The 18300-nt window shown below is 63.5% G+C and carries 19 protein-coding genes and 2 tRNA genes; 13 read left to right on the plus strand and 8 right to left on the minus strand.

Annotated elements, in window-relative coordinates; all coding sequences use genetic code 11:
• Positions 1 to 38: 38 nt before the first annotated feature.
• On the minus strand, positions 39 to 2129 hold the full coding sequence (locus C440_RS13725) for a vWA domain-containing protein (RefSeq protein ID WP_008321166.1): 2091 nt from the start codon (positions 2127 to 2129) through the stop codon (positions 39 to 41).
• A 356-nt stretch (positions 2130 to 2485) separates the two neighbouring features.
• Positions 2486 to 2557, minus strand: a tRNA-Ala gene (locus C440_RS13730).
• A 146-nt stretch (positions 2558 to 2703) separates the two neighbouring features.
• Here C440_RS13730 and C440_RS13735 point away from each other — a divergent pair.
• Positions 2704 to 2913 carry a hypothetical protein gene (locus C440_RS13735; RefSeq protein WP_008321167.1) on the plus strand — a complete coding sequence of 70 codons (210 nt, stop codon included), beginning with the start codon at positions 2704 to 2706 and terminating at the stop codon, positions 2911 to 2913.
• Positions 2914 to 3121: 208 nt separating this feature from the next.
• On the opposite strand, the gene C440_RS13740 is transcribed toward C440_RS13735, so the two are convergent.
• Positions 3122 to 3193: transfer RNA gene (locus C440_RS13740), tRNA-Ala, on the minus strand.
• Positions 3194 to 3419: 226 nt separating this feature from the next.
• On the opposite strand from C440_RS13740, the gene C440_RS13745 reads away from it, so the two are divergent.
• From C440_RS13745 to C440_RS13760, 4 genes are read left to right on the plus strand one after another with little or no spacing between them, the layout of a single operon-like run.
• On the plus strand, positions 3420 to 3887 hold the full coding sequence (locus C440_RS13745; RefSeq protein ID WP_008321169.1) for a 30S ribosomal protein S15: 468 nt from the start codon (positions 3420 to 3422) through the stop codon (positions 3885 to 3887).
• Between the two features lie 4 nt (positions 3888 to 3891).
• Complete coding sequence (locus C440_RS13750; RefSeq protein ID WP_008321170.1) at positions 3892 to 5013, plus strand: hypothetical protein; 1122 nt, start codon at positions 3892 to 3894, stop codon at positions 5011 to 5013.
• 2 nt (positions 5014 to 5015) lie between these two features.
• A complete protein-coding gene (locus C440_RS13755; RefSeq protein ID WP_049915956.1) occupies positions 5016 to 5258 on the plus strand; it encodes a KEOPS complex subunit Pcc1 in 243 nt (80 codons plus the stop codon).
• A complete protein-coding gene (locus C440_RS13760; protein ID WP_008321172.1) occupies positions 5251 to 5907 on the plus strand; it encodes a 30S ribosomal protein S3ae in 657 nt (218 codons plus the stop codon). Before C440_RS13755 ends, C440_RS13760 begins: the two co-directional genes overlap by 8 nt.
• Positions 5908 to 5990: 83 nt before the next feature.
• On the opposite strand, the gene C440_RS13765 is transcribed toward C440_RS13760, so the two are convergent.
• Complete coding sequence (locus C440_RS13765) at positions 5991 to 6710, minus strand: hypothetical protein (RefSeq protein WP_049915873.1); 720 nt, start codon at positions 6708 to 6710, stop codon at positions 5991 to 5993.
• Positions 6711 to 6806: 96 nt separating this feature from the next.
• The gene (locus C440_RS13770; RefSeq protein ID WP_008321174.1) at positions 6807 to 7253 is read right to left on the minus strand and encodes a cupredoxin domain-containing protein; all 447 of its coding nucleotides are present in this window, start codon (positions 7251 to 7253) and stop codon (positions 6807 to 6809) included.
• A gap of 108 nt (positions 7254 to 7361) precedes the next feature.
• Here C440_RS13770 and C440_RS13775 point away from each other — a divergent pair, with 108 nt between their 5' ends.
• Positions 7362 to 8033, plus strand: coding sequence for a protein sorting system archaetidylserine synthase (locus C440_RS13775; RefSeq protein ID WP_049915957.1), 672 nt, complete (start codon positions 7362 to 7364; stop codon positions 8031 to 8033).
• A gap of 37 nt (positions 8034 to 8070) precedes the next feature.
• Here the strand turns inward: C440_RS13775 and C440_RS13780 are convergent, their stop codons facing one another.
• Positions 8071 to 8346 (minus strand): DUF7111 family protein, encoded by a 276-nt coding sequence (locus tag C440_RS13780; protein ID WP_008321176.1) that lies wholly within the window; start codon positions 8344 to 8346, stop codon positions 8071 to 8073.
• Positions 8347 to 8459: 113 nt separating this feature from the next.
• Here C440_RS13780 and C440_RS13785 point away from each other — a divergent pair, with 113 nt between their 5' ends.
• Positions 8460 to 8774 (plus strand): DNA-binding protein, encoded by a 315-nt coding sequence (locus tag C440_RS13785; protein ID WP_049915958.1) that lies wholly within the window; start codon positions 8460 to 8462, stop codon positions 8772 to 8774.
• Positions 8775 to 8843: 69 nt separating this feature from the next.
• On the opposite strand, the gene C440_RS13790 is transcribed toward C440_RS13785, so the two are convergent.
• Positions 8844 to 9986 carry an acyl-CoA dehydrogenase gene (locus tag C440_RS13790; RefSeq protein WP_008321178.1) on the minus strand — a complete coding sequence of 381 codons (1143 nt, stop codon included), beginning with the start codon at positions 9984 to 9986 and terminating at the stop codon, positions 8844 to 8846.
• Between the two features lie 103 nt (positions 9987 to 10089).
• Between C440_RS13790 and C440_RS13795 the strand changes: the two genes are divergently transcribed.
• Positions 10090 to 11166 carry a phytoene/squalene synthase family protein gene (locus C440_RS13795; protein ID WP_008321179.1) on the plus strand — a complete coding sequence of 359 codons (1077 nt, stop codon included), beginning with the start codon at positions 10090 to 10092 and terminating at the stop codon, positions 11164 to 11166.
• Positions 11167 to 11335: 169 nt separating this feature from the next.
• Complete coding sequence (locus C440_RS13800; protein WP_008321180.1) at positions 11336 to 12184, plus strand: cytochrome c oxidase subunit 3; 849 nt, start codon at positions 11336 to 11338, stop codon at positions 12182 to 12184.
• Between the two features lie 352 nt (positions 12185 to 12536).
• Here C440_RS13800 and C440_RS13805 read toward each other — a convergent pair whose 3' ends face one another.
• Entirely contained in the window at positions 12537 to 14195 is a 1659-nt protein-coding gene (locus tag C440_RS13805) for a potassium channel family protein (RefSeq protein WP_008321181.1), read from the minus strand.
• Between the two features lie 53 nt (positions 14196 to 14248).
• Here C440_RS13805 and C440_RS13810 point away from each other — a divergent pair, with 53 nt between their 5' ends.
• The 4 genes from C440_RS13810 to C440_RS13825 are packed head-to-tail and all read left to right on the plus strand — an operon-like array spanning position 14249 to position 18284.
• A complete protein-coding gene (locus tag C440_RS13810; RefSeq protein WP_241432046.1) occupies positions 14249 to 14608 on the plus strand; it encodes a hypothetical protein in 360 nt (119 codons plus the stop codon).
• Positions 14609 to 14666: 58 nt separating this feature from the next.
• Positions 14667 to 17084 (plus strand): penicillin acylase family protein, encoded by a 2418-nt coding sequence (locus tag C440_RS13815; protein ID WP_008321183.1) that lies wholly within the window; start codon positions 14667 to 14669, stop codon positions 17082 to 17084.
• Positions 17081 to 17419 carry a hypothetical protein gene (locus C440_RS13820; protein WP_008321184.1) on the plus strand — a complete coding sequence of 113 codons (339 nt, stop codon included), beginning with the start codon at positions 17081 to 17083 and terminating at the stop codon, positions 17417 to 17419. Before C440_RS13815 ends, C440_RS13820 begins: the two co-directional genes overlap by 4 nt.
• A complete protein-coding gene (locus tag C440_RS13825) occupies positions 17412 to 18284 on the plus strand; it encodes a CDP-alcohol phosphatidyltransferase family protein (RefSeq protein WP_008321185.1) in 873 nt (290 codons plus the stop codon). The genes C440_RS13820 and C440_RS13825 overlap by 8 nt, the downstream gene beginning before the upstream one ends.
• Positions 18285 to 18300 lie beyond the last annotated feature (16 nt).

Below are 18300 nucleotides of genomic sequence, written 5' to 3' on the forward strand. Positions count from 1 at the left end.
GGATGTGGCCGGCCTGCAACCGCCCGACTGCGCGACGCTCATTTTCCGAGTCGGACGTTCGTGACGGTCACATCCACGATGTAGTCCAGTCGGGTCTCCTCGTCTGGAAGACCGATTCGGTACAACACGGCGATTCGGTTGTAGGTCTCGTCGCCGTCGGGGTATTTCATCACGGCGACGACCTCGTTGCTCTTGAGGTCGAGCGTGTCGTTATCGTGTAGGAGCCCGTCGAACGTGTCGTTTCGGAAGTCATCTTGCCACCACGCCGACTCCTCGTCGAGAAGTGAACTCACGTCGTCGCCATCGCGGTACAGCGTGAGCGTCGCCTCGCCGAGTGGGTCGGCCGTTCCGGTTTCGACCTCCGTACACCGGACCTCCCTATACGTTTTCGTCCCGTTCGAGTGGACGACGTTCGTGAGTTCTAGCGCCTCGGGGGCACAGTCCATCGTCACCGGTCTAAGCGTCGTCAGTTCGCCGTCTGCGACCGATTCGGTGAAACTGAACTGGCTCGGGGCCGCGGGGTCGTTTACGTTGCGGACGGTCTGTCCGTCTTTCGTGATGTTCGCAACGTGGTCGGAATCGCCCACGATTCGCGGGTAGTACGTCTCTCCGCTCACGTCGTAGGAGACCGAGATGGGCGGTCTAACGATTTGATTCGACTCTGCGATGGTTTTGAAAATTTCGCGGAAGACGCTCTGGAGGTCCGCTGGGTCGTCGGCGTAACTGTAGGTCCCACCCGTCGCGTTGGCGATTCGCATCATCAGCGACTCGTCGGCGTCGCCGGTCCCGACGGTGTAGACCGTCACGCCGTCGTCACCGATCTCTTCGGCGATTCGTTCGAGTTCGTCAGGGTCGGTTTCGCCTTCCGTCGGCTCACCGTCGCTGAGAAGGATGGCAACTCGTTCGTGTGACGGGGTACCTTCGAGGTCGAGAAGCGCGTGTCCGCGTCGAAGTCCGTCTTCGGTGTTCGTGCTTCCACCGGCCGAGAGCCCGTCGATACTCGTGTTTACGGCGTCGTAATCGTCGGTCAGGTAGCGCGCTTGGGACGACTCAGAGAGGTACTCGGCCTCGTCGTCGTAGCCGACGACACCCGCCCGGTCCCGAGTGTCGTTCATCAGACCGACGAACGAGCGCGCGGCGTCTTTCGTATTCGACATCTTCGAACCCGACATCGACCCGGATTCGTCGATAACGAACACGACGTCGATTGGCTCGCGGAACGTCACGTCACCGGGAATCGACTCGATGCGGCTCACTTGCGGTCCGCTCCCGAGCGGTTCGACGTAAACGTCGTATTCGATGCCCGTCTGCTTATCGACGCTCACCGTACCACCTTCGACGGTCAGATTGGCCTCCGGAACGACCTCGTTTCGCTGGTCGTTCGCCTCCGGCGGGAGGTCGTCTTCGGTGAGACGCAGTTCGACGACGCGGTCGGTCGGCCGCGTCAGTGCGCCAGCGTCGGGGTCGAACTCGGTTCTAAAGTGTTGTTCCCACGCGTCTGCGAAGTCACTCTCGACGCGAATCCTCACTGTGTTGGGCCGTCCGCAGTCCTCATTCGTATCGAACAGCGTGTCGGAGACGTTCTCGGTCGCCGCGTTCGAGGTGTCGAGGTTCTTCGTCACTTTCGTCTCCGCGCCCGTGATTTGTCCAGTGAGGTTCACCAGTGAGATGTCGATTGTCTTGTTCGCGTACGTCACGTCCGGCGGCGAGAGAATCGCCGCGGTATCGCCCTGCGAGACTTCGAAAATACCACCGGCCTCGTAGGCGACCGTTCGGTCGTCGTCGGTCGCGTACCTAACCGACGAGAGCGGGAGAGTCTCCGTACATTGGTTGTTGACGCTCACCGTCAGATTCCCGTCGCGTTTGGTATCTGCCCGTTCGCCGACCTCGGTACCGATTCGTATCTCGCCGCGCGTCGCGGCCTCACCGCGCGTGAGCGACGTCATCTGTACGTCGAGTTCCGAAAACGCCATCGAGACCGATTGCCCCTCGTTTTGTGCTGTCAGCTCAGTTAAAAGTCCGCCACCGAAGACGATGACACTGGTCATCCCGGCGAACACCATTCCGAGAAGGAGGACGTAGCCGACGACCTCGGAGACGGCGCGGTCGTCCGCTCGAAGTCCCGTCATTTGGGCACAGTACCATAGAACATAGGTTAAATCTGCCGTCGAAGAATATCAGCCATTTTAGAATTTTGGCGTTGATTTAGATGACAACCTCGTTCTGTGGCCAATATCGCAAGAACAGAACTAGCCGAAGCAATATCAATTCTGACAGTTGATGCTTGAAGACGTGCTCGCTCACGCCGTTCGCTGTGCTCGACTTCCGGGATTTCAAATCCGCGCGCTCGCAGTGCCGAGCGCTCGGCTCGCCAGTTTTTCACTTCGTTCAGAGATGGACTCGCCGGGAGTCACGTGAGCGGAGCGAACGTGACGTCGGCGAGTCCACGAACGACTGACGGAGCGAAGCGACGGAAGGAAGTGAGTGGACTCGCCGGGATTTGAACCCGGGGCCTCTCCCATGCCAAGGGAGTGATCTACCCCTGATCTACGAGCCCTCAAACGCATCCAACCATTTCCCGGTCGAATAAATAAGGGCTTCGAATCGTTTGACGGCTGTGGGGTGCTCGCGTGAAGCGCATCGCACGCTGGACGCGAAGAGCGAACCGACCGTATTTTTCAGTCGCTCGCCGAACTGAGGGGTATGACGGACAACGTCCTCGAAGTTCCAGTGGTGTGTGACGTGTGTGATACGACGACTCGTGTGCCGCTTTCCGACCTTCCCGAGGCGGTTCAGCGACACAACGACCAGCAACACGATGGGGACGATATCGCGCAGGTCGATCCTGAAATCGTCCAGCACGTGACCGACCTCGCGGCCAAAGACATCGGCGTAGCAGAAGACGAGGCGTAATCCAAGGGATACCGACGGAGACACTGCTCATGGGCGGTGTCGAGAAATATAGCGACCCCCGGTCGCCCGCAGACGTAGCGAGCGCTCGGCTCGTCAATTTCTTCACTACGTTCAGAAATGGACTCGCCGGGAGTCACGTGAGCGGAGCGAACGTGACGTCGGCGAGTCCACGAACGACTGACGGAGCGAAGCGACGGAAGGAAGTGAGTGGACTCGCCGGGATTTGAACCCGGGGCCTCTCCCATGCCAAGGGAGTGATCTACCCCTGATCTACGAGCCCGCACCAACCAGTAGCCGCCACCCGTTTAGAAGCCCTTCGATTCTGACGCGCGTCGAGTCGAAACGGTTTAACCCGCCGCGTGTGCAGATGTCGATGGGAATCTAGCACGGCCGCAAATCTGACTCGCCCGCGTTTGTGGGCTTGGGATTGCGGTAGTGCCCCAGTAGTCGTGTATGCGACTACGGGGTACTCGTTTCTGCGGTCAGTGCGGTTCCAACCCGCAACAATGGCACGAATGCACACCCGCCGCCGTGGCTCGTCCAGCTCGGACAAGCCGGTGGCAGACGAAGCACCGGAGTGGAGTGACGTCGACGAAGCAGACATCGAAGCACGCGTCGTCGAACTTGCTGAACAGGGGAAGGACCCCAGCCAGATTGGCCTTGCACTGCGCGACGAAGGCGTCAAGGGCGTTCCGATTCCGGACGTCAAACTCGCCACGGGCAAGAAGGTCACCACCATCCTCGAAGAGAACGACGCCACCTCGGACCTTCCCGAGGACCTCCGTAACCTCATGGAGCGCGCCGTCCGCCTCCGCGAGCACATGGAAGAAAACCAGCAGGACAAGTCCAACCGTCGTGCGCTCCAGAACACGGAGTCGAAGATTCGCCGTCTTGTCTCCTACTACCAGGGGAACAAGCTCGACGACGACTTCACGTACAGCTACGACGTCGCTGTCGAACTCCTCGAAAAGTAACTAAATGTCCGTGAGCCCCGCCGCACAGACACCCGCCGCCGACGCCGCCGCGACGCTCCGCGAGGCGACATTCGTTCGTCTCCGCGTGCACACTAGCGGTGCCGCCGTCGCCGCCGCGGGCGTCATCGGGCGGGCGCTCAGGACACGCAATATCCCCTTCCGCATCCGAGCGACCAACGCCCCCGACACAGCCGCGAACGACGACGTCGTGGCCGTCGTGGGCCTGTCGGACGCCGATGCAGACCTCGAAATCGACCCGCGTGACGCCGTCGCAGTCGTCCGCGAACTCGATGTCGCCCCTGACCCGGTGGTCGCACTGGCCGGTCTCCACGCCGCCGGTGTCTCCCCGGCAGAAGACAGCGAACTCGCTGGCGCGGCGACCGACGCGGGCATCGAATCCCGGCCCGGCGTGGCCGTCCCGACGGACGACCTCGCAGATGGGTTGGCGCATTCGACGCTCGTTCACGCACCGTTTTCGGCCGACAAAGAGCACACACAGGCGGCGCTTGCCGACCTGTCGCTTCCGGCCGAACTCGATGCCGACGCACACCAGCGGGTCGCCTCCCTCGTCGCTATCGACGCGACGACCGGCGAGGCGATTTCGCGGGCGGCGACTGCGGTCGAACGCGTGCTTCACCCGGACGCGGCCCCGAGCGGACCGTTTGCGACCGTCGGCGGGTTTGCCGACGTGCTCGACGCGGCCGTTCGGGAGACGCCCGGTGTCGCCGTCGCACTGGCGCTCGGTCACGACGTTCGTGACGCGGCGCTGGAGGCGTGGCGCGAACACGCGCAATCGACGCACGATGCACTCCGCGAGGCGACCACGGGCCGCTACGAGAGCCTCTATGCGCTCTCCTGTGATCTGTCGTCGCCCGGGAGACTCGCAACCGTCGCGCGTCTCGCCCGCGACTTCCGGTCGCCGGAACCGACCGTCCTTGCAGTTGGCGTCGGTGCCGCGGCACTCGTTTCGACCGGGTCGGCCGGTCTTGACGAACAACTCGCCGCGGCCGCGACCGAACTTGCGGACGCGTCCGCAACCGGCACGGCTGAGGAAGCGACGATGACCTTCGACTCCGATGTGGAGTCGAAAGCGGTCGTCACGGCCGTCAGGGAGGTGCGCCGATGACGATGACTCGGCGCACAACCCTGCGGACCACACACGACGACCCAACGGTCGTCGCCGCCGCACTCGCCCCGGACAACACGGAGTCGATGCACACGAGCGTCGAAGGGGACGAACTCGTCACGACAATCGAACGCGATTCGACCGGGGGGCTTCACTCCACGGTCGATGATTACGTCGTCAACGTGACGGTCGCAGAGACCGTCATCGAAGCAACACGAACGCACACAGATACTAACCATGAGTGAACGATCCGTCTCTAAGCAGAAGCGCGGAAAGCGATGGTACACCGTCATCGCTCCCGAGAATTTCGACCGTGAGGAACTCGGCGAGACCTTCGCCGACGAACCTGAGAAAATCTACGGTCGCACCGTCGAATCCACCCTCGGCGAACTCAACAACGACCAGGGTGCGAACAACGTCAAGCTCACGTTCAAGATCAACGACGTCGGCGGCGACGCCGCTTACACCGAGTTCATCAAACAAGAGCTGACCCGCGACTACCTCCGTAGTCTCGTCCGCCGCGGCGCGTCGAAGGTCGAAGCCAACGTCACCGCCGTGACGAAGGACGACCACCGTGTCCAGCTCCAGCCCGTCGCCTTCACCACGAAGAAGGCAGACCGGAGTCAGGAACACGAAATCCGTCGCATCATGATCGACCTCACCCGCGAGGCAATCACCGAGCACACCTACGACGCGCTCACCGAGAGCGTCGTCGAAGGCCGTCTCTCGTCCGCTATCTACGGTGACGCGAAGCAGATTTATCCCCTGCGCCGCGTCGAAGTCAAGAAGTTCTCCCTCGAAGCCCGCCCCGAAGAGATCGAGGCGGAAGAGGAAGCCGCTGTCAGCGTCGATGAGGACGACGTTGCAGTCGATGTTGACGAAGACGAAGCGTAACTCCGTCACACAGACGGTCTGACTTCGGTTTCAATTTTCGATTTTTCGCGTCACCACAAGCCTGCAAGTGATATCGTCGGGTCTCACACGGCGCTGGTTTCGGCCCGTCGAAGTCGGAATCGACGCACGAAGCTCAAGGCCGCGAATATGACCAGTACGACCGCCGGAACGACCACTGCGTCGGTGAAAAAGGCCTCGGGACCGTGAAGCGACCAGATACCAACAAACGACCCGAGAACCGCAATCGGGGTCCCGAAGACGCGAAGTCGAATCATATCGGATGCCGACGCCAACGAATCGAACTCACGGACAGAGACGTCGAGACCGACCCGTTCGAGTTGCGAGGCGAACTCGGGAACTCGTGCGGCGGGCACCGTCGCCGACACCGGTTTCGAGACGGTCCACTTGGAGTAGTGCAGTCGCACGAGCGCGGTGTTCGCAAACCGAATGACGGTCACGCGTTCGAGGTCCGAAACGTCGATTGTCGAGGTATTCCCGGAGTCGTACGATTTCGACGTTGTCAGCGTTCCGGTCTCGGTATCGACGGTCAGACACGGAGCGACGAATTCGTGGCTCATCGTCTGGAGCCACAGACAGATTGCGACCGGAACTCCGGCGGCGAACGAGACGAAGACGTGGTGGAGGCGCGTCGCAAGCAGTAACACGGTCGGGAGGACGACAACGAACCCCGTCCAAAACCGGTCGCTTCCGACCAGCGCTGCGAGAGCGAGCCGAGTCGGTGTGTCACGGCTCCGGACGAGTTGGACACCAAACCGGGTGCTATCGTCAGTGTGTTGTGGCACTCGTGGAACCACGGAGAGCACTAGTTAATAGCTGACTGTTACGATTGGGCCGTGCCTCACGACGCCGGTTCGAACCGGGGCTGTCGCCGGATTCGACTACGCTTCGACGATAATCGTGCCGACCATCCCTTGCTGTTCGTGCGGAATACAGAGATACTCGTATTCGCCCGCGACTTCGAACGTGTAGGAGTAGTCCTCGCCGCCTTCGATGAGTCCGCCGAGAGAGTTCGAGTAGGCGTTTCGGGCGGTTTCTTCGTCTTCGAAGCCACCGCTGGCGAAGAACTCGGCTTCCTCGGGGAGAACACTCTCGTAGGCGGTGACTGTGTGGCCGCGCGAACTCGTGTTTCGCCACACGACTTCGTCACCGACTTCGACGGTCAGGGTCGGCGGGTCGAACGCGACGGCAGTCATTCCGATGTCGAAGTCGCCGTCGGCCGCCAGCGAGGTCGAACAGCCCGCGAGGCTGGCGGTCACCGCCGTCCCGGTCGCCGCAAGAAATCGACGCCGTGTCTGACGACCGTCTGAGGACCCATCGTCTCGCATACCCGACCCTCAGGACGCGACCGATAAATGTCGCATGGTTCGCCCGCCGAACGCGCGTTCGGCGGGGAGAACGTAAGAGCGAAAGGGCAGGTGCGCAATCGCATCGGTATGAAACCCCGATTCGTCGGTCGGTTAGGCCCCGCCGACGCGGTCACTGCCGGAAATGCGGCACTCGGGTTCGTCGCGTCGGTGTTGACCGCAATCGACGTACGCCTCGCGGCCAAGGCGATTCTACTCGCCGCGATGGCCGACGGTCTCGACGGCGTCGTCGCCCGACGCTACGGCGGGACCGACGCGGGTCCATACCTCGACTCGCTCGCCGATGTCGTCTCGTTCGGTGTCGCGCCGGCCCTCCTCGTCGTCTCGCTCGTCCGCGCGGAGTGGGGATTCGACCGACTCCGCGTCGTCGGTGCCGTCACCGTCGCGGCGCTGTTCGTGGCGGCCGCCGTCGTTCGTCTGGCACTGTACACAGCCTACGACAGCGGTAGCGACGAGACGGTCGGCGTTCCGACGACGCTCGCGGCGACGATTCTCTCCGCCGGCGTCCTGGTTGGCTTCGTAGACCCGATGCTTCTCGTCGTCCTCTCGGCAATCATGGCCGCGTTGATGCTCTCGGACGTGACGTATCCCGACCTCCACGCCCAAGACGCGCTCGTGATGGGCGTCGTACAGGGACTCGCTATCGTGCTGTCCGGCACGCTCGGAGAAGGATTCGCGTTCGGCCTGCTCTTTTTGGCACTCGGCTATCTGTTTTTGGGGCCGCGATTCTACTGGGGCTAACGCGACACGGCCGACGGAAAAGCGTTTGAAACGGGTCTTACATCCCCATGTCCGCCGCGTCCTCCGGGACGGGGAGGTCGTGCGGCGAGACACCGAGGAGTTCCGCGGCGTGGTCGAGCGCCATGTCGAAGCCGTAGTATCGCTCTAATTCGTCGCCATCGACGGTCGGTCGCACTTTCAACATCGCGTAGCCGTCGATGTTCTGTGCGAGGGCGGCGGTACGGCCCTCGCGGTCGAATTCGAGGACGCGCTCGGAGTCGGTGACGTAGTACCGCGCGGTGATGTCGGCGGCGGTCGCCTCCTGCTCACTCATGAGCGACGCTACGGACTGGGGTGTGTCTAATGTACCGGTTCTATCGAGGACCGCCGTGCGAGTCCGACCCCGAGAACGAAAGTGACGTGTCGCTCCTTCGAGGACCAGAAGGTATGTGGTTTCAGAGCGGCCGTCGGCGCGACCTGTGTGCTATCCTCTACGATGCGGGCGAACTCCGGGGACAGAAGGCGAAGACGCGATTAGAGCGCTACTACGACGTCCGAATCGACCCGCAGTCGTTCTACGCCACCCTCGACGCACTTGTGGAGTCGGGGCACCTCGAACGGCGGACCGAGGGGATACACGACGTGTACGGACTCACCGAAGCGGGAGCGAGTCGTGTCGAATCGTACTTCGCGTGGCTCACGGAACGCGTAGAAAACAGCGAGCGGCAGGTTTCCGACGCGGGCGGCCGCTCGCTCGATTGAGGCTGTTTTCGTCTGGCACCTCGATTGAGACTGCTATGTGTACTTCCACTGCCACCTCTATTGCTACGCCTACTTCTGTACCCAGTCGCCGATGGTGTTGCGGAGAATCTCGCTCGTGCCCTCGTAGATTTCGTTGAGTTTGGCGTCGCGGTAGTAGCGCTCGGCCGCGAAATCCTTAGTGTAGCCGTAGCCGCCGTGAATCTGGATGCCTTCGTTTGCGACTTCGCGGCTAATCTCGCTGGCGTAAAGTTTCGCCTGTGCGGCCTCCTTGATGAACGTCTCGTCGCGTATCTTTAGGTCCGCGGCCTTGTGCATGAGAAGCTTGGCGGCCTGTACTTTCGTGTCCATGTCGGCGAGTTTGTGCTTGATCGCTTGGAAGTCGCCGATGGGTTGGTCGAACTGCTCGCGCTCGCCGGCGTACTGCACGGCGTCGTCGAGGGCGGCGCGGGCGATACCGATAGAACGCGCCGCGATGGTGATTCGACCGCCGTTGAGTGTCTTCAGTGCGTGGACGAAGCCGTCGCCTTCGTCGCCGAGGAGTCGGTCTTCGGGAATTCGCATGTCGTCGAAGCGGAGTTCGGCCGTCGGACAGCCTTTGTCACCGAGTTTGTGCTCGGTGCCTTCGACGACGAACCCGTCGTCTTCCTCGGGTCGGACGATGAACGAGGAGATTCCTTTGTTACCCGCGTCGGGGTCAGTCTTGGCGAAGATGATGACCGTGTCGGCGACAGAGCCGTTCGAAATCCAGAGCTTGCCGCCGTTGACGACGTACTCGTCGCCGTCTTTCACGGCCGTCGTCTCCATCGCGGGGACGTCGCTTCCCGCGCCCGGTTCGGAGAGCGCGAACGCGCCGATGTCCGTACCCTCGTTGACCGGCGTGAGGTACGTCTGTTTCTGGTCTTCGTCGCCGAACGCGTAGAGCATGTTGCCCGCGAGACTCGTGTGCGCCGCGACGATAGTTCCCAGTCCGCCGGAACCGCGAGAAATCTCTTCGAGACCGATAGCGTAGGAGTGATAGTCGAGACCCGCACCGCCGTACTCCTCGGGGAACGGCATGCCCATCAATCCGAGTTCGCCCATCTCGCGGACGAGGTCTGCGGGGAACTCGTCGGTTTCGTCGATTTCCGCTGCGCGAGGTTTGACCTCCTCGTCAACGAACTCCGAAACCATCTCCTTGATCTGCTTTTGCTCTGCTGTGAGCGCGAAGTCCATACAGGTTCTTACATTGACTATGCTTATGATTTTCTCCTGCGGCGTTGCGGCGTGTAGCCCACGAAACTTTTTATCCCCCCTTCCTAATACCGGTACGCTTCGAATGTCTCGACACGCCGATGCCCGGCCACCGGCAACTGATGACGACCTCGACTGGTGTCACGATGCAGTTCAGGGTGTCTCTCGCACCTTCGCCCTCACTGTGGATGTCCTCGACGAACCGATGGCATCCCACATCTGTATCGGCTATCTCCTCTGTCGAATCGCCGACACCGTTGAAGATTCGTCGTCTATCGCCCCCGACGAGCAGGCTCGCCTCCTTCGACTCTACGACCGCGCGCTCGACCCCGACGATGACACCAGCGTCGATGCGTTCGTCGCCGCGGTCCAGTCTCATCTCCCGCCCGAAGACGAGCGGTCCGACGACTGGATGGTCGTCGCCAACACCGCTCGCGTTTTCCGGACGTTCGAGTCACTGCCGACCGATGTCCGCGAAGCGGTGACGCCGCCGGTCCGAGAACTGGTCTCGGGCATGGCGATGTTCGTCGAACGGTACTCGAAGACCGGGGGACTTCGCATCCAATCGCGGGAAGAACTCGAAGAGTACTGTTACTACGCCGCCGGAACCGTCGGCAACCTCATCACGAACCTCGTGACGCGCGGAAACGTGGACAGCGAGCGCCGCTCGCGGCTCTACGACACCGCCGAGGAGTTCGGACTGCTCCTCCAACTCGTGAACATCGCAAAGGACGTTCACGACGACTACACGTCCGAGAACAACGTCTATCTCCCCGCCGAGTGGCTCGAAGACGTCGGCGTCCCACAGGAAGATGTCGTCAAGCCGGAACACAGAGACGAGACGGCATCGGTCGTACAACGGACCGCGGACCACGCCAAGTCGTTCCTCGACGACGCGCAGATGTACCTCGAAACGGTGCCGCTCCGCGAGGGCAACACGCTCGCCGCGTGGGCGATTCCGTTCCTGCTCGCGGTCGGGACGCTCCGCGAACTCGTCGCCAATCCCGAACACGCTGTGACCGGCGAGGGTGTCAAAGTGTCGCGCCAGGAAGTGTTCGCCGTCGTCACCGCGATGAACGACGCCAGTTCCGACTCGCTCGCTGAGATGCGAGAGATCATCTCTAGCCAGCCGTTCCACCGCGCGACGACCAGCCTCGACTGAACGCGCGCTTCGAGCGGCCGGGAATCGTATTTTCGAACTCGTTTTCGGTTCGTCTTCCCCAGTTACCGATGGCCGGACCGCCGCGCGCGGCGATTTTCCCTCCCCCGTGTCGTCGCGTGACGGGCGCAGTTTGGGAGGATTTTTAGTAACCCAACTATAACGGGCGCCTATGAGTACCGAAGAAGCACACGACGACCACGGCCATCACCTGCCGGCGGTTCAGGACTGGCCGCGCGGCTTCGGCGAGGCGAGTTGGTGGCCGTTCGTCACCGCCGTCGGGGGCGCGGGTATCTACACCGGTGCTGGTCTGTACGTCATGGGACAGGACGGAATCGTCGGGGAGATGCTCGGCCCAGCCGTGTTCATCGGCAGTATCTTCCTCTTCCTGGCCGGTATCTACGGCTGGTTGTACCACGCCTTCGTGAGCCACTTCTGGTCGCGCGATGCGAGCCAGAAGAGTGCATCGAAGCTTCGATGGGGAATGATCGCGTTCCTCGGGTCCGAACTTGCGACGTTCGGCGCCCTGTTCACGTATTACTTCTTCATCCGCGCCGGGACGTGGCCGCCACAAGAACTGCCACACCTAACCGGGTCGCTCGTGATAGCCAACACGGCGCTCCTGATTGCGTCGAGTTTCACGCTCCACTGGGCGCACGTGGCCATCCGTAACGAGAACCGACGGAACTTCATCCTCGGACTCGCGGTCACGCTCCTCCTCGGTACCGTCTTCATCGGGGGGCAGGTCTACGAGTACTACGAGTTCATCGTCCACTCCGAATTCTCGCTCACGACGGGCATCTTCGGCTCCGCGTTCTACGGTCTCACCGGCCTGCACGGACTGCACGTCTCGCTCGGTGCGGTGATTCTCGGTATCGTCTTCGTTCGCGCACTTCGCGGTCAGTACTCCGCCGAACGCCACGTCTCCGTGAGCACGGCTTCCATGTACTGGCACTTCGTCGACGTGGTGTGGATTTTCCTCGTCGTCGTGCTGTACGTCGGCGCGGAAGTCGGCGCGTAATCGACGGAACGCCCTCGATACGCAGACAACGCCGCGACCGGTTCTTTTTATACGACTGCTCCGAGACCCACTGGTGCCGGCGCGTCCTGTCTGAGGATGGCTTGCGAGCGTCCACTGCCATGGGTTGTTCGGACCGCTGTCCCCGGACGAATTGACGCGTCTGGCTTCTCGCAATCGAAGTTCCGAGTGTTCCACAGAGCCAGAGCCGGACACGGATTGGGAGGACAGACCGCGATAGGCCGGAGCCGACTCCGTGATGCAAAAGGCGAGCACAGACAGTGCAGTAACAGACAGTGCAGTAACAACAGGGTCGCACGGAGTCGGAGCGACGAAAATCGCTTCCGGAAGCGCCTCAGCCGAACTGTTCGTTGAACCGGTAGATATCTTTGTCCACGCCCGCGACGACGAGGTCGTCCTGTGCCTTGACGCGGAAATCCGGGCCGATTTCGGTCACGAGCGTCCCGTCTCGCTCGACGGCGATAACGGTGCAGTTGGTTCTGGCGCGAACGTCCGCCTCGGCGAGTGACCGCCCCACGAGATTCGGGGCGTTCGTTCGGACGATTTCGATTTGCGATTGCGGCGCGATGACCTCCTCGTCGAGGACCGTCGAAGCGAGCATTCGACCCGCGACGGTCGAAAGCGCAAGCACGTAGTCGGCCCCCGCGCGGTAGAGTTTCGCAATGCTCTCGGTTTCGTTCGCCCGCGCGATGACCTCTGTCTCCTCCGAGACGCGCTCGGAGACGAGCGTAGCGAATACCGCCGTTGTGTCGTTGTCGAGCGCGAGAAGCACCCCGCGAGCCTCCGTCACATTGGCCGCAGAGAGCGTCCGCGGGTCGGTAATGTCGCCGACGACATCGACGCCGGGTTTGTCCGTTTTATCGACGACGAGGTGCGGAACACCGGCGCTCGCCAGCGTCTCGGCCGCGGTCGAACCGACTTCGCCGTAGCCCGCGACGATGACAGTGCCGCGGCGGAACCGGCGGGCCGACGAGAGCGTGAGTCCGCGGAGTTCTTCGAGTTGTTTCTCCCGGCCAACGACGAGCAGGATGGTGTGTTCGTCGATGACGGCGTCCGGCGCGGGCGGGGAAACGAACTCGCCGGAAAACCACGCTCCGATGACGTTGACGCCGGCCGTCTGGCCGATGCCGCTTTCGGCTATCGTCTCGCCTTCGACCGGACTCCCGCGCTGGACGAGGAGTTCCGCGACCTCGAAATCCTCGCCGATTTCGATGGCGTCGCCGAGTGCCGATGAGATGGAGGTGGTCGCCTTCCCGGCGAGGCTCTCACCGAGCAGACGCCGGGGAGAGACGACGGTATCGGCACCGGCGTAGCGGTGGTAGTCGGCGACGCTCGGGTTCTCGATGACGCTGACGACGCGGGCGTCCGGCGCGGCCTGCTTCGCGGCGAGGATGATGCTCGCGTTCGTCTCGTCGTCGTCGTCGGCGACGATAGCGAGTGAGTCCGTGGCGTTGGCCGCCTGTAGCGCCTCGACGGATTCGGGGTCGCCGTGGATGACCTCGTAGTCCTCCGCGTGGAGTTTTTCGGCGTAGTCGCGGTCGGATTCGATGACGACGTACGGAACGCCCATCGAGTCGAGTTCGTCCACGAGCGCGTCTCCTCGGGGGGTGAACGTACAGATAACGACGTGTTCTACCAACTCGGATTCGGACGGCGGTGCCGTCCGGAGTGCGTCTTCGACGAGCGGGACGATAAACAGCGGAAGCGTGAGGAAGACGGTGGTGACGCCCGCGAGTTGCATCACGATCGAAAGCAGGAGAAGCGGCGGCGAATCGAGCCACAGCCCAGTCTGTTCGCCGTAGCCGTTCGTCGTGAACGTCTCGACGACGAAGTGGAGCGCAAGAAGAAACGACATGTCCTCGCCGGCGTACCGCCCGACTGCCCACTGATAGACGACGGTAAATGCGAGCATCAAAAGCGCCGCGCCAGCGAGGTACCGGCCGAGACGCTGTTTGGCTTTCGACAAACCGGAGCCGCCGCCCGAAATCGACATACTCCCGCTATGACCGTCGGTGTTTAAAAATGGACCCGCCCGGTATCAGATATATGGGTCGCCACAGAGACGCCGCGGTCGCAGTCGTGTGCCTCCTTTTCGTCGGTGTCGGTCTCGCGGTCTTCCGCCCACGAATCCCCCTTTCGGTGGTTCTCGTCGGGCTATTCGGCACGCTCGCTCTCGAAGCAGTGCTGTCGCCGAGGCGGGTCCGAACGCGAGTCCGAGCGGTGTGGGAACGAACGGTCGTGCAAGTCATCAGCGTCGGAGCACTGCTCGTCGCGGTCGCATCGACCGTCGCTCTCGTCGGCCCGAGCGTGCTCGTGGCCGTCTGCTCCGGTCTCGTCACGTACCTCCTGTTGCTCGCGGCCGACGAATACCGCGCCCGGCGCGCCAACACTCCGAACAACTCGTAGCCCGTTGAGAATCGTCACGTGAGCAACGCTTATCCGACGACCGGCCACCATTGTGGGTATGAATACCACGACCCGAACAGTCGTCGCCGTCGGGTGTGCGGCGGCGCTCGTGACGGCCGCACTGCTCGGGGGGTCGTATCTCGGTCTCGCCGCGCCGCTGTCTGGGGAACTCTACGACAGCGTCTCGCCACCGGACGCGACGCAGGTCGAGAGTCCCTACGGCTCGGCGAGCGTCTGGTACGACGAGACGGGCGTCCCGCACATCGAAGCCGAAAACGAGGAGGCGTTATACTTCGCCGTCGGCTACGTGCAAGCCCGCGACCGCCTCTTCCGGATGGACCTCCAGCGCCGACTCATCGGCGGCGAACTCTCGGCGCTCGTCGGCGAGCAGACGCTCGATTCGGACCGCTTCTACCGCCGTCTCGACTTCGAATCCGCCGCCGAAGCGTCGTGGGAGTCGGTCCGAGACACCGACGTTGGCCCGTCCATCGAAGCGTTCTCCGCTGGCGTGAACCACTACGCCGACACGGGAGCGACACCGCCGGAGTACGCTCTCATCGACGCCGAGTTCGAGGCGTGGACGCCGACCGACACGCTCCTCGTCGGGAAACTCATCTCGTGGCGACTCTCGGGGTCGTTTGCCGACCTCCGGACCGAGACCGCTCGCGCCCGACTCGGCCCGAACGCATCGGCGCTCTACCCCACGAGTCTCGACCACGAGGTCCCGATTATCCGCGACGTGGATGCCTCCGACGCGACACCGTTCTCGCCCGCGTCGGTCGTCGAAAACGCGTCGGACCCGACCGCGTCGGTGGAAGGCGACTTCGGCGCGCTCGCCGAGTGGACCGACGCCTACGACGCGGACCCGACCTATGGGTCGAACAACTGGGTCGTCTCCGGCGAACACACCGCCTCCGGCGACCCGATTCTCGCCAACGACCCGCACCTCGGACTCAGCGTCCCTCCCGTCTGGTACGAGATGCATCTTTCGACCCCCGAGACGGACGTTCGCGGCGTCGGCTTCCCCGGCATCCCGTTGGTCATCATCGGGCGGACCGCGGACGCCGCGTGGGGCGTGACGAACGTCGGCGGCGACTTCACCGACCTCTACACCTACGACCGCCGCGACGGCGGCTACGTCTACGAGGGCGACGTTCGGGCGTTCGAAACCGAGACGGAGGTAATCGAAGTCGCCGGCGGCGACGACGTGGAACTCACCGTCAAGAAATCCGTCCACGGCCCGGTCATCGAACGCGGCGGAAAAACCGTCGGCGTCGCGTGGCCAGGTTTCTCGGCGACGAACGAGTCGCTGGGCGTCTATCGACTCAACCGCGCCGAGTCAGTCGCTGACGTCCGTGACGCGCTTCGCATCTGGGACGTGCCCGCACAGAACTTCGTCGCGGCCGACAGCGCGGGTAACACCCTCTACTACCCGGCCGGGCGTTATCCGGTTCGGGTGACAGACGGGACCGTCGTACGCGGCGATACCGTGTTTAATGGCTCCACCGGCGAGGGAGAGTGGCCCGGCTACGAACCCTACGGTCGGTCCTCGTGGGACGGCTTCGTCCCGTTCGAGTCGATTCCGCACGTGGACAACCCGGACGTGCTCGCGTCCGCCAACCAACGAACTATCGACGACCCGCCGTTCTACATGGGTACGCCGGCGACCTACGCCGACCCCTACCGCGGCCAACGTATCTACGACCAACTCGACGACGCGGCGTCGGACGGTGAGATAACGGCGGAGACGATGAAACGACTCCAGCGCGACGTTCGCTCCGAGGCCGCGGCGTCGTTCGTCCCGTACGCGACGGCGGTCGAAGCGACCGAACAGATGTCGCCAGACGCGCGCGAACTCGCCGCCGAACTGGACGGGTGGGACGGTCGGATGACCGCCGATTCACGCGCGGCGCTCGTCTACCGCATCTGGCTGGACGAGTTCCGAACCGCGACGTTCGCCGACGAGTTCGAACCGGCGGGCATGGACGAGGACTACTACCCGCGGCTGTTCGTCCTCCAGCGACTCGACGCCGACTCGCAGTGGTACGACAATCGACGGACGCTCGACCGAACCGAGCGCCGAGAGGCCGTCGCCGCACAAGCGATGAATCGGACGGCGGCGCGCATCGAGCGCGAGGGCTGGGACACCTACGGCGACTTCAACAGACTCGAACTGGCTCACCCGTTCGACCGCGAGTTCCTGAACTACCCGGAGCGACCGATGGATGGTTCGCGGTTTACCGTGTTCAACTTCCGCGCGTCGGGAGAGACCCAAGTCGGCAGTAGTTGGCGGATGGTCGTTGACTTCTCCGAAACAGACGACTCGGTCGGCGTCATCCCCGGCGGCCAGCGCGGCGTCTTCTGGTCGGACCACTACCACGACCAACTCGACTCGTGGGCCGACGGACGGTACAAGCCGCTCACGCTCGACCGTCCCGAAGGCGAACCGGATATCGTGTTCGGAGGCGAGCGATGAGTGTCGTCTCCGAACTCCGTCGCGGCCGCTACGCCGAACTCGCGTTGGTCGTCGCCACGATAGTCGGTCTCGCGGCCGCGGCGGTCCACTGGATTGGTCTCGCCGTCGGCGGCGCGCTGGTCGGCGTCCTCGCCACCTCACTCCGCCGTGCCGTTCCGCAGGGACTCACCTTCGGTGGAGTGGCGGTCGCACTCCACGTTGGCATCGTCTGGTGGCACGGCGCGCTCGACGCGCTGTTTTCGACGGGCATCCTGTTCGCGCTCACGGTCGGTATCGGCTTCGTATTGCCAGTACTCGCCGCGGTCGGGGCGCGTGCGCTGGTCAGCGATGACTGAGCGCCCATCCCGGTCGTCGTCCGCGGAGTCGTCGTCGGAGGGGACGCGGCACACTCGACGGCGGGTTCTCGCAACCGGCGTCGTCGCGGCCGCGGTCGTCGTGGCCACCGGCGAAATCCTCGTCGCCGACGTGCTCGCTGTCACCGCCGCGTGGACAGTCCCGACGGTGCTCGTCGTCGCGGGCCTCTGGTGGTACACGTACGCGAACGCGGCGGAGAATTCGAGCGGCGACACCGCAGGGAGTGGCGAAAGCGACGGGGGTGAGACGGCCCGGGCGTACGCTACGCTGGGACTTCCGACTGGCGTGACACTCTTTCGCGGCACGGTTATCGCGGGCGTCGCTGGCGTCGCGGCAGTCGCCGCGGTGGGAGGGTACTCGCCGGTGTGGGCGTGGGCGGCCGCAGTCGGCTACGGCGTCGCCGCCGCGCTCGACGCTGTCGATGGCTTTCTCGCCCGGCGACTCGACCGCGTGACCCGACTCGGGGGCCGTCTCGACACCGCGGTCGATGCTTTCGGACTCCTCGCCGCCCCCCTCGCGGGCGTCGTTCTCGGCGAACTGGCGTGGTGGTACCTCTCGGTCGGTGCCGCGCGGTACGTGTTCGTCGCCGGGAAATGGTGGCGCGACCGAACCGACAAACCGACGTTCGACCTCCCGCCGCGGGCCTCACGGCGCGTCCTCGCGGGTCTCCAGATGGCGGTCGTGCCGCTCGCGTTGGCACCCGGTGTCTTCGACGCGTGGATGCCACTTGTCACCGGCGTCGCCGCGGGCGGGTTGCTCCTCGGATTTGGCCGAGACTGGCTGTACGTCTCCGGGCGATTGCGTTCGGCGGCGACGCGGCCGCAGACGAGTTCGGCAGAACATTAAGGGCGCGGCGTCAGAC

The organism is Haloferax mucosum ATCC BAA-1512, assembly GCF_000337815.1.
In the GTDB taxonomy this organism is placed as follows: Archaea; Halobacteriota; Halobacteria; order Halobacteriales; family Haloferacaceae; genus Haloferax; species Haloferax mucosum.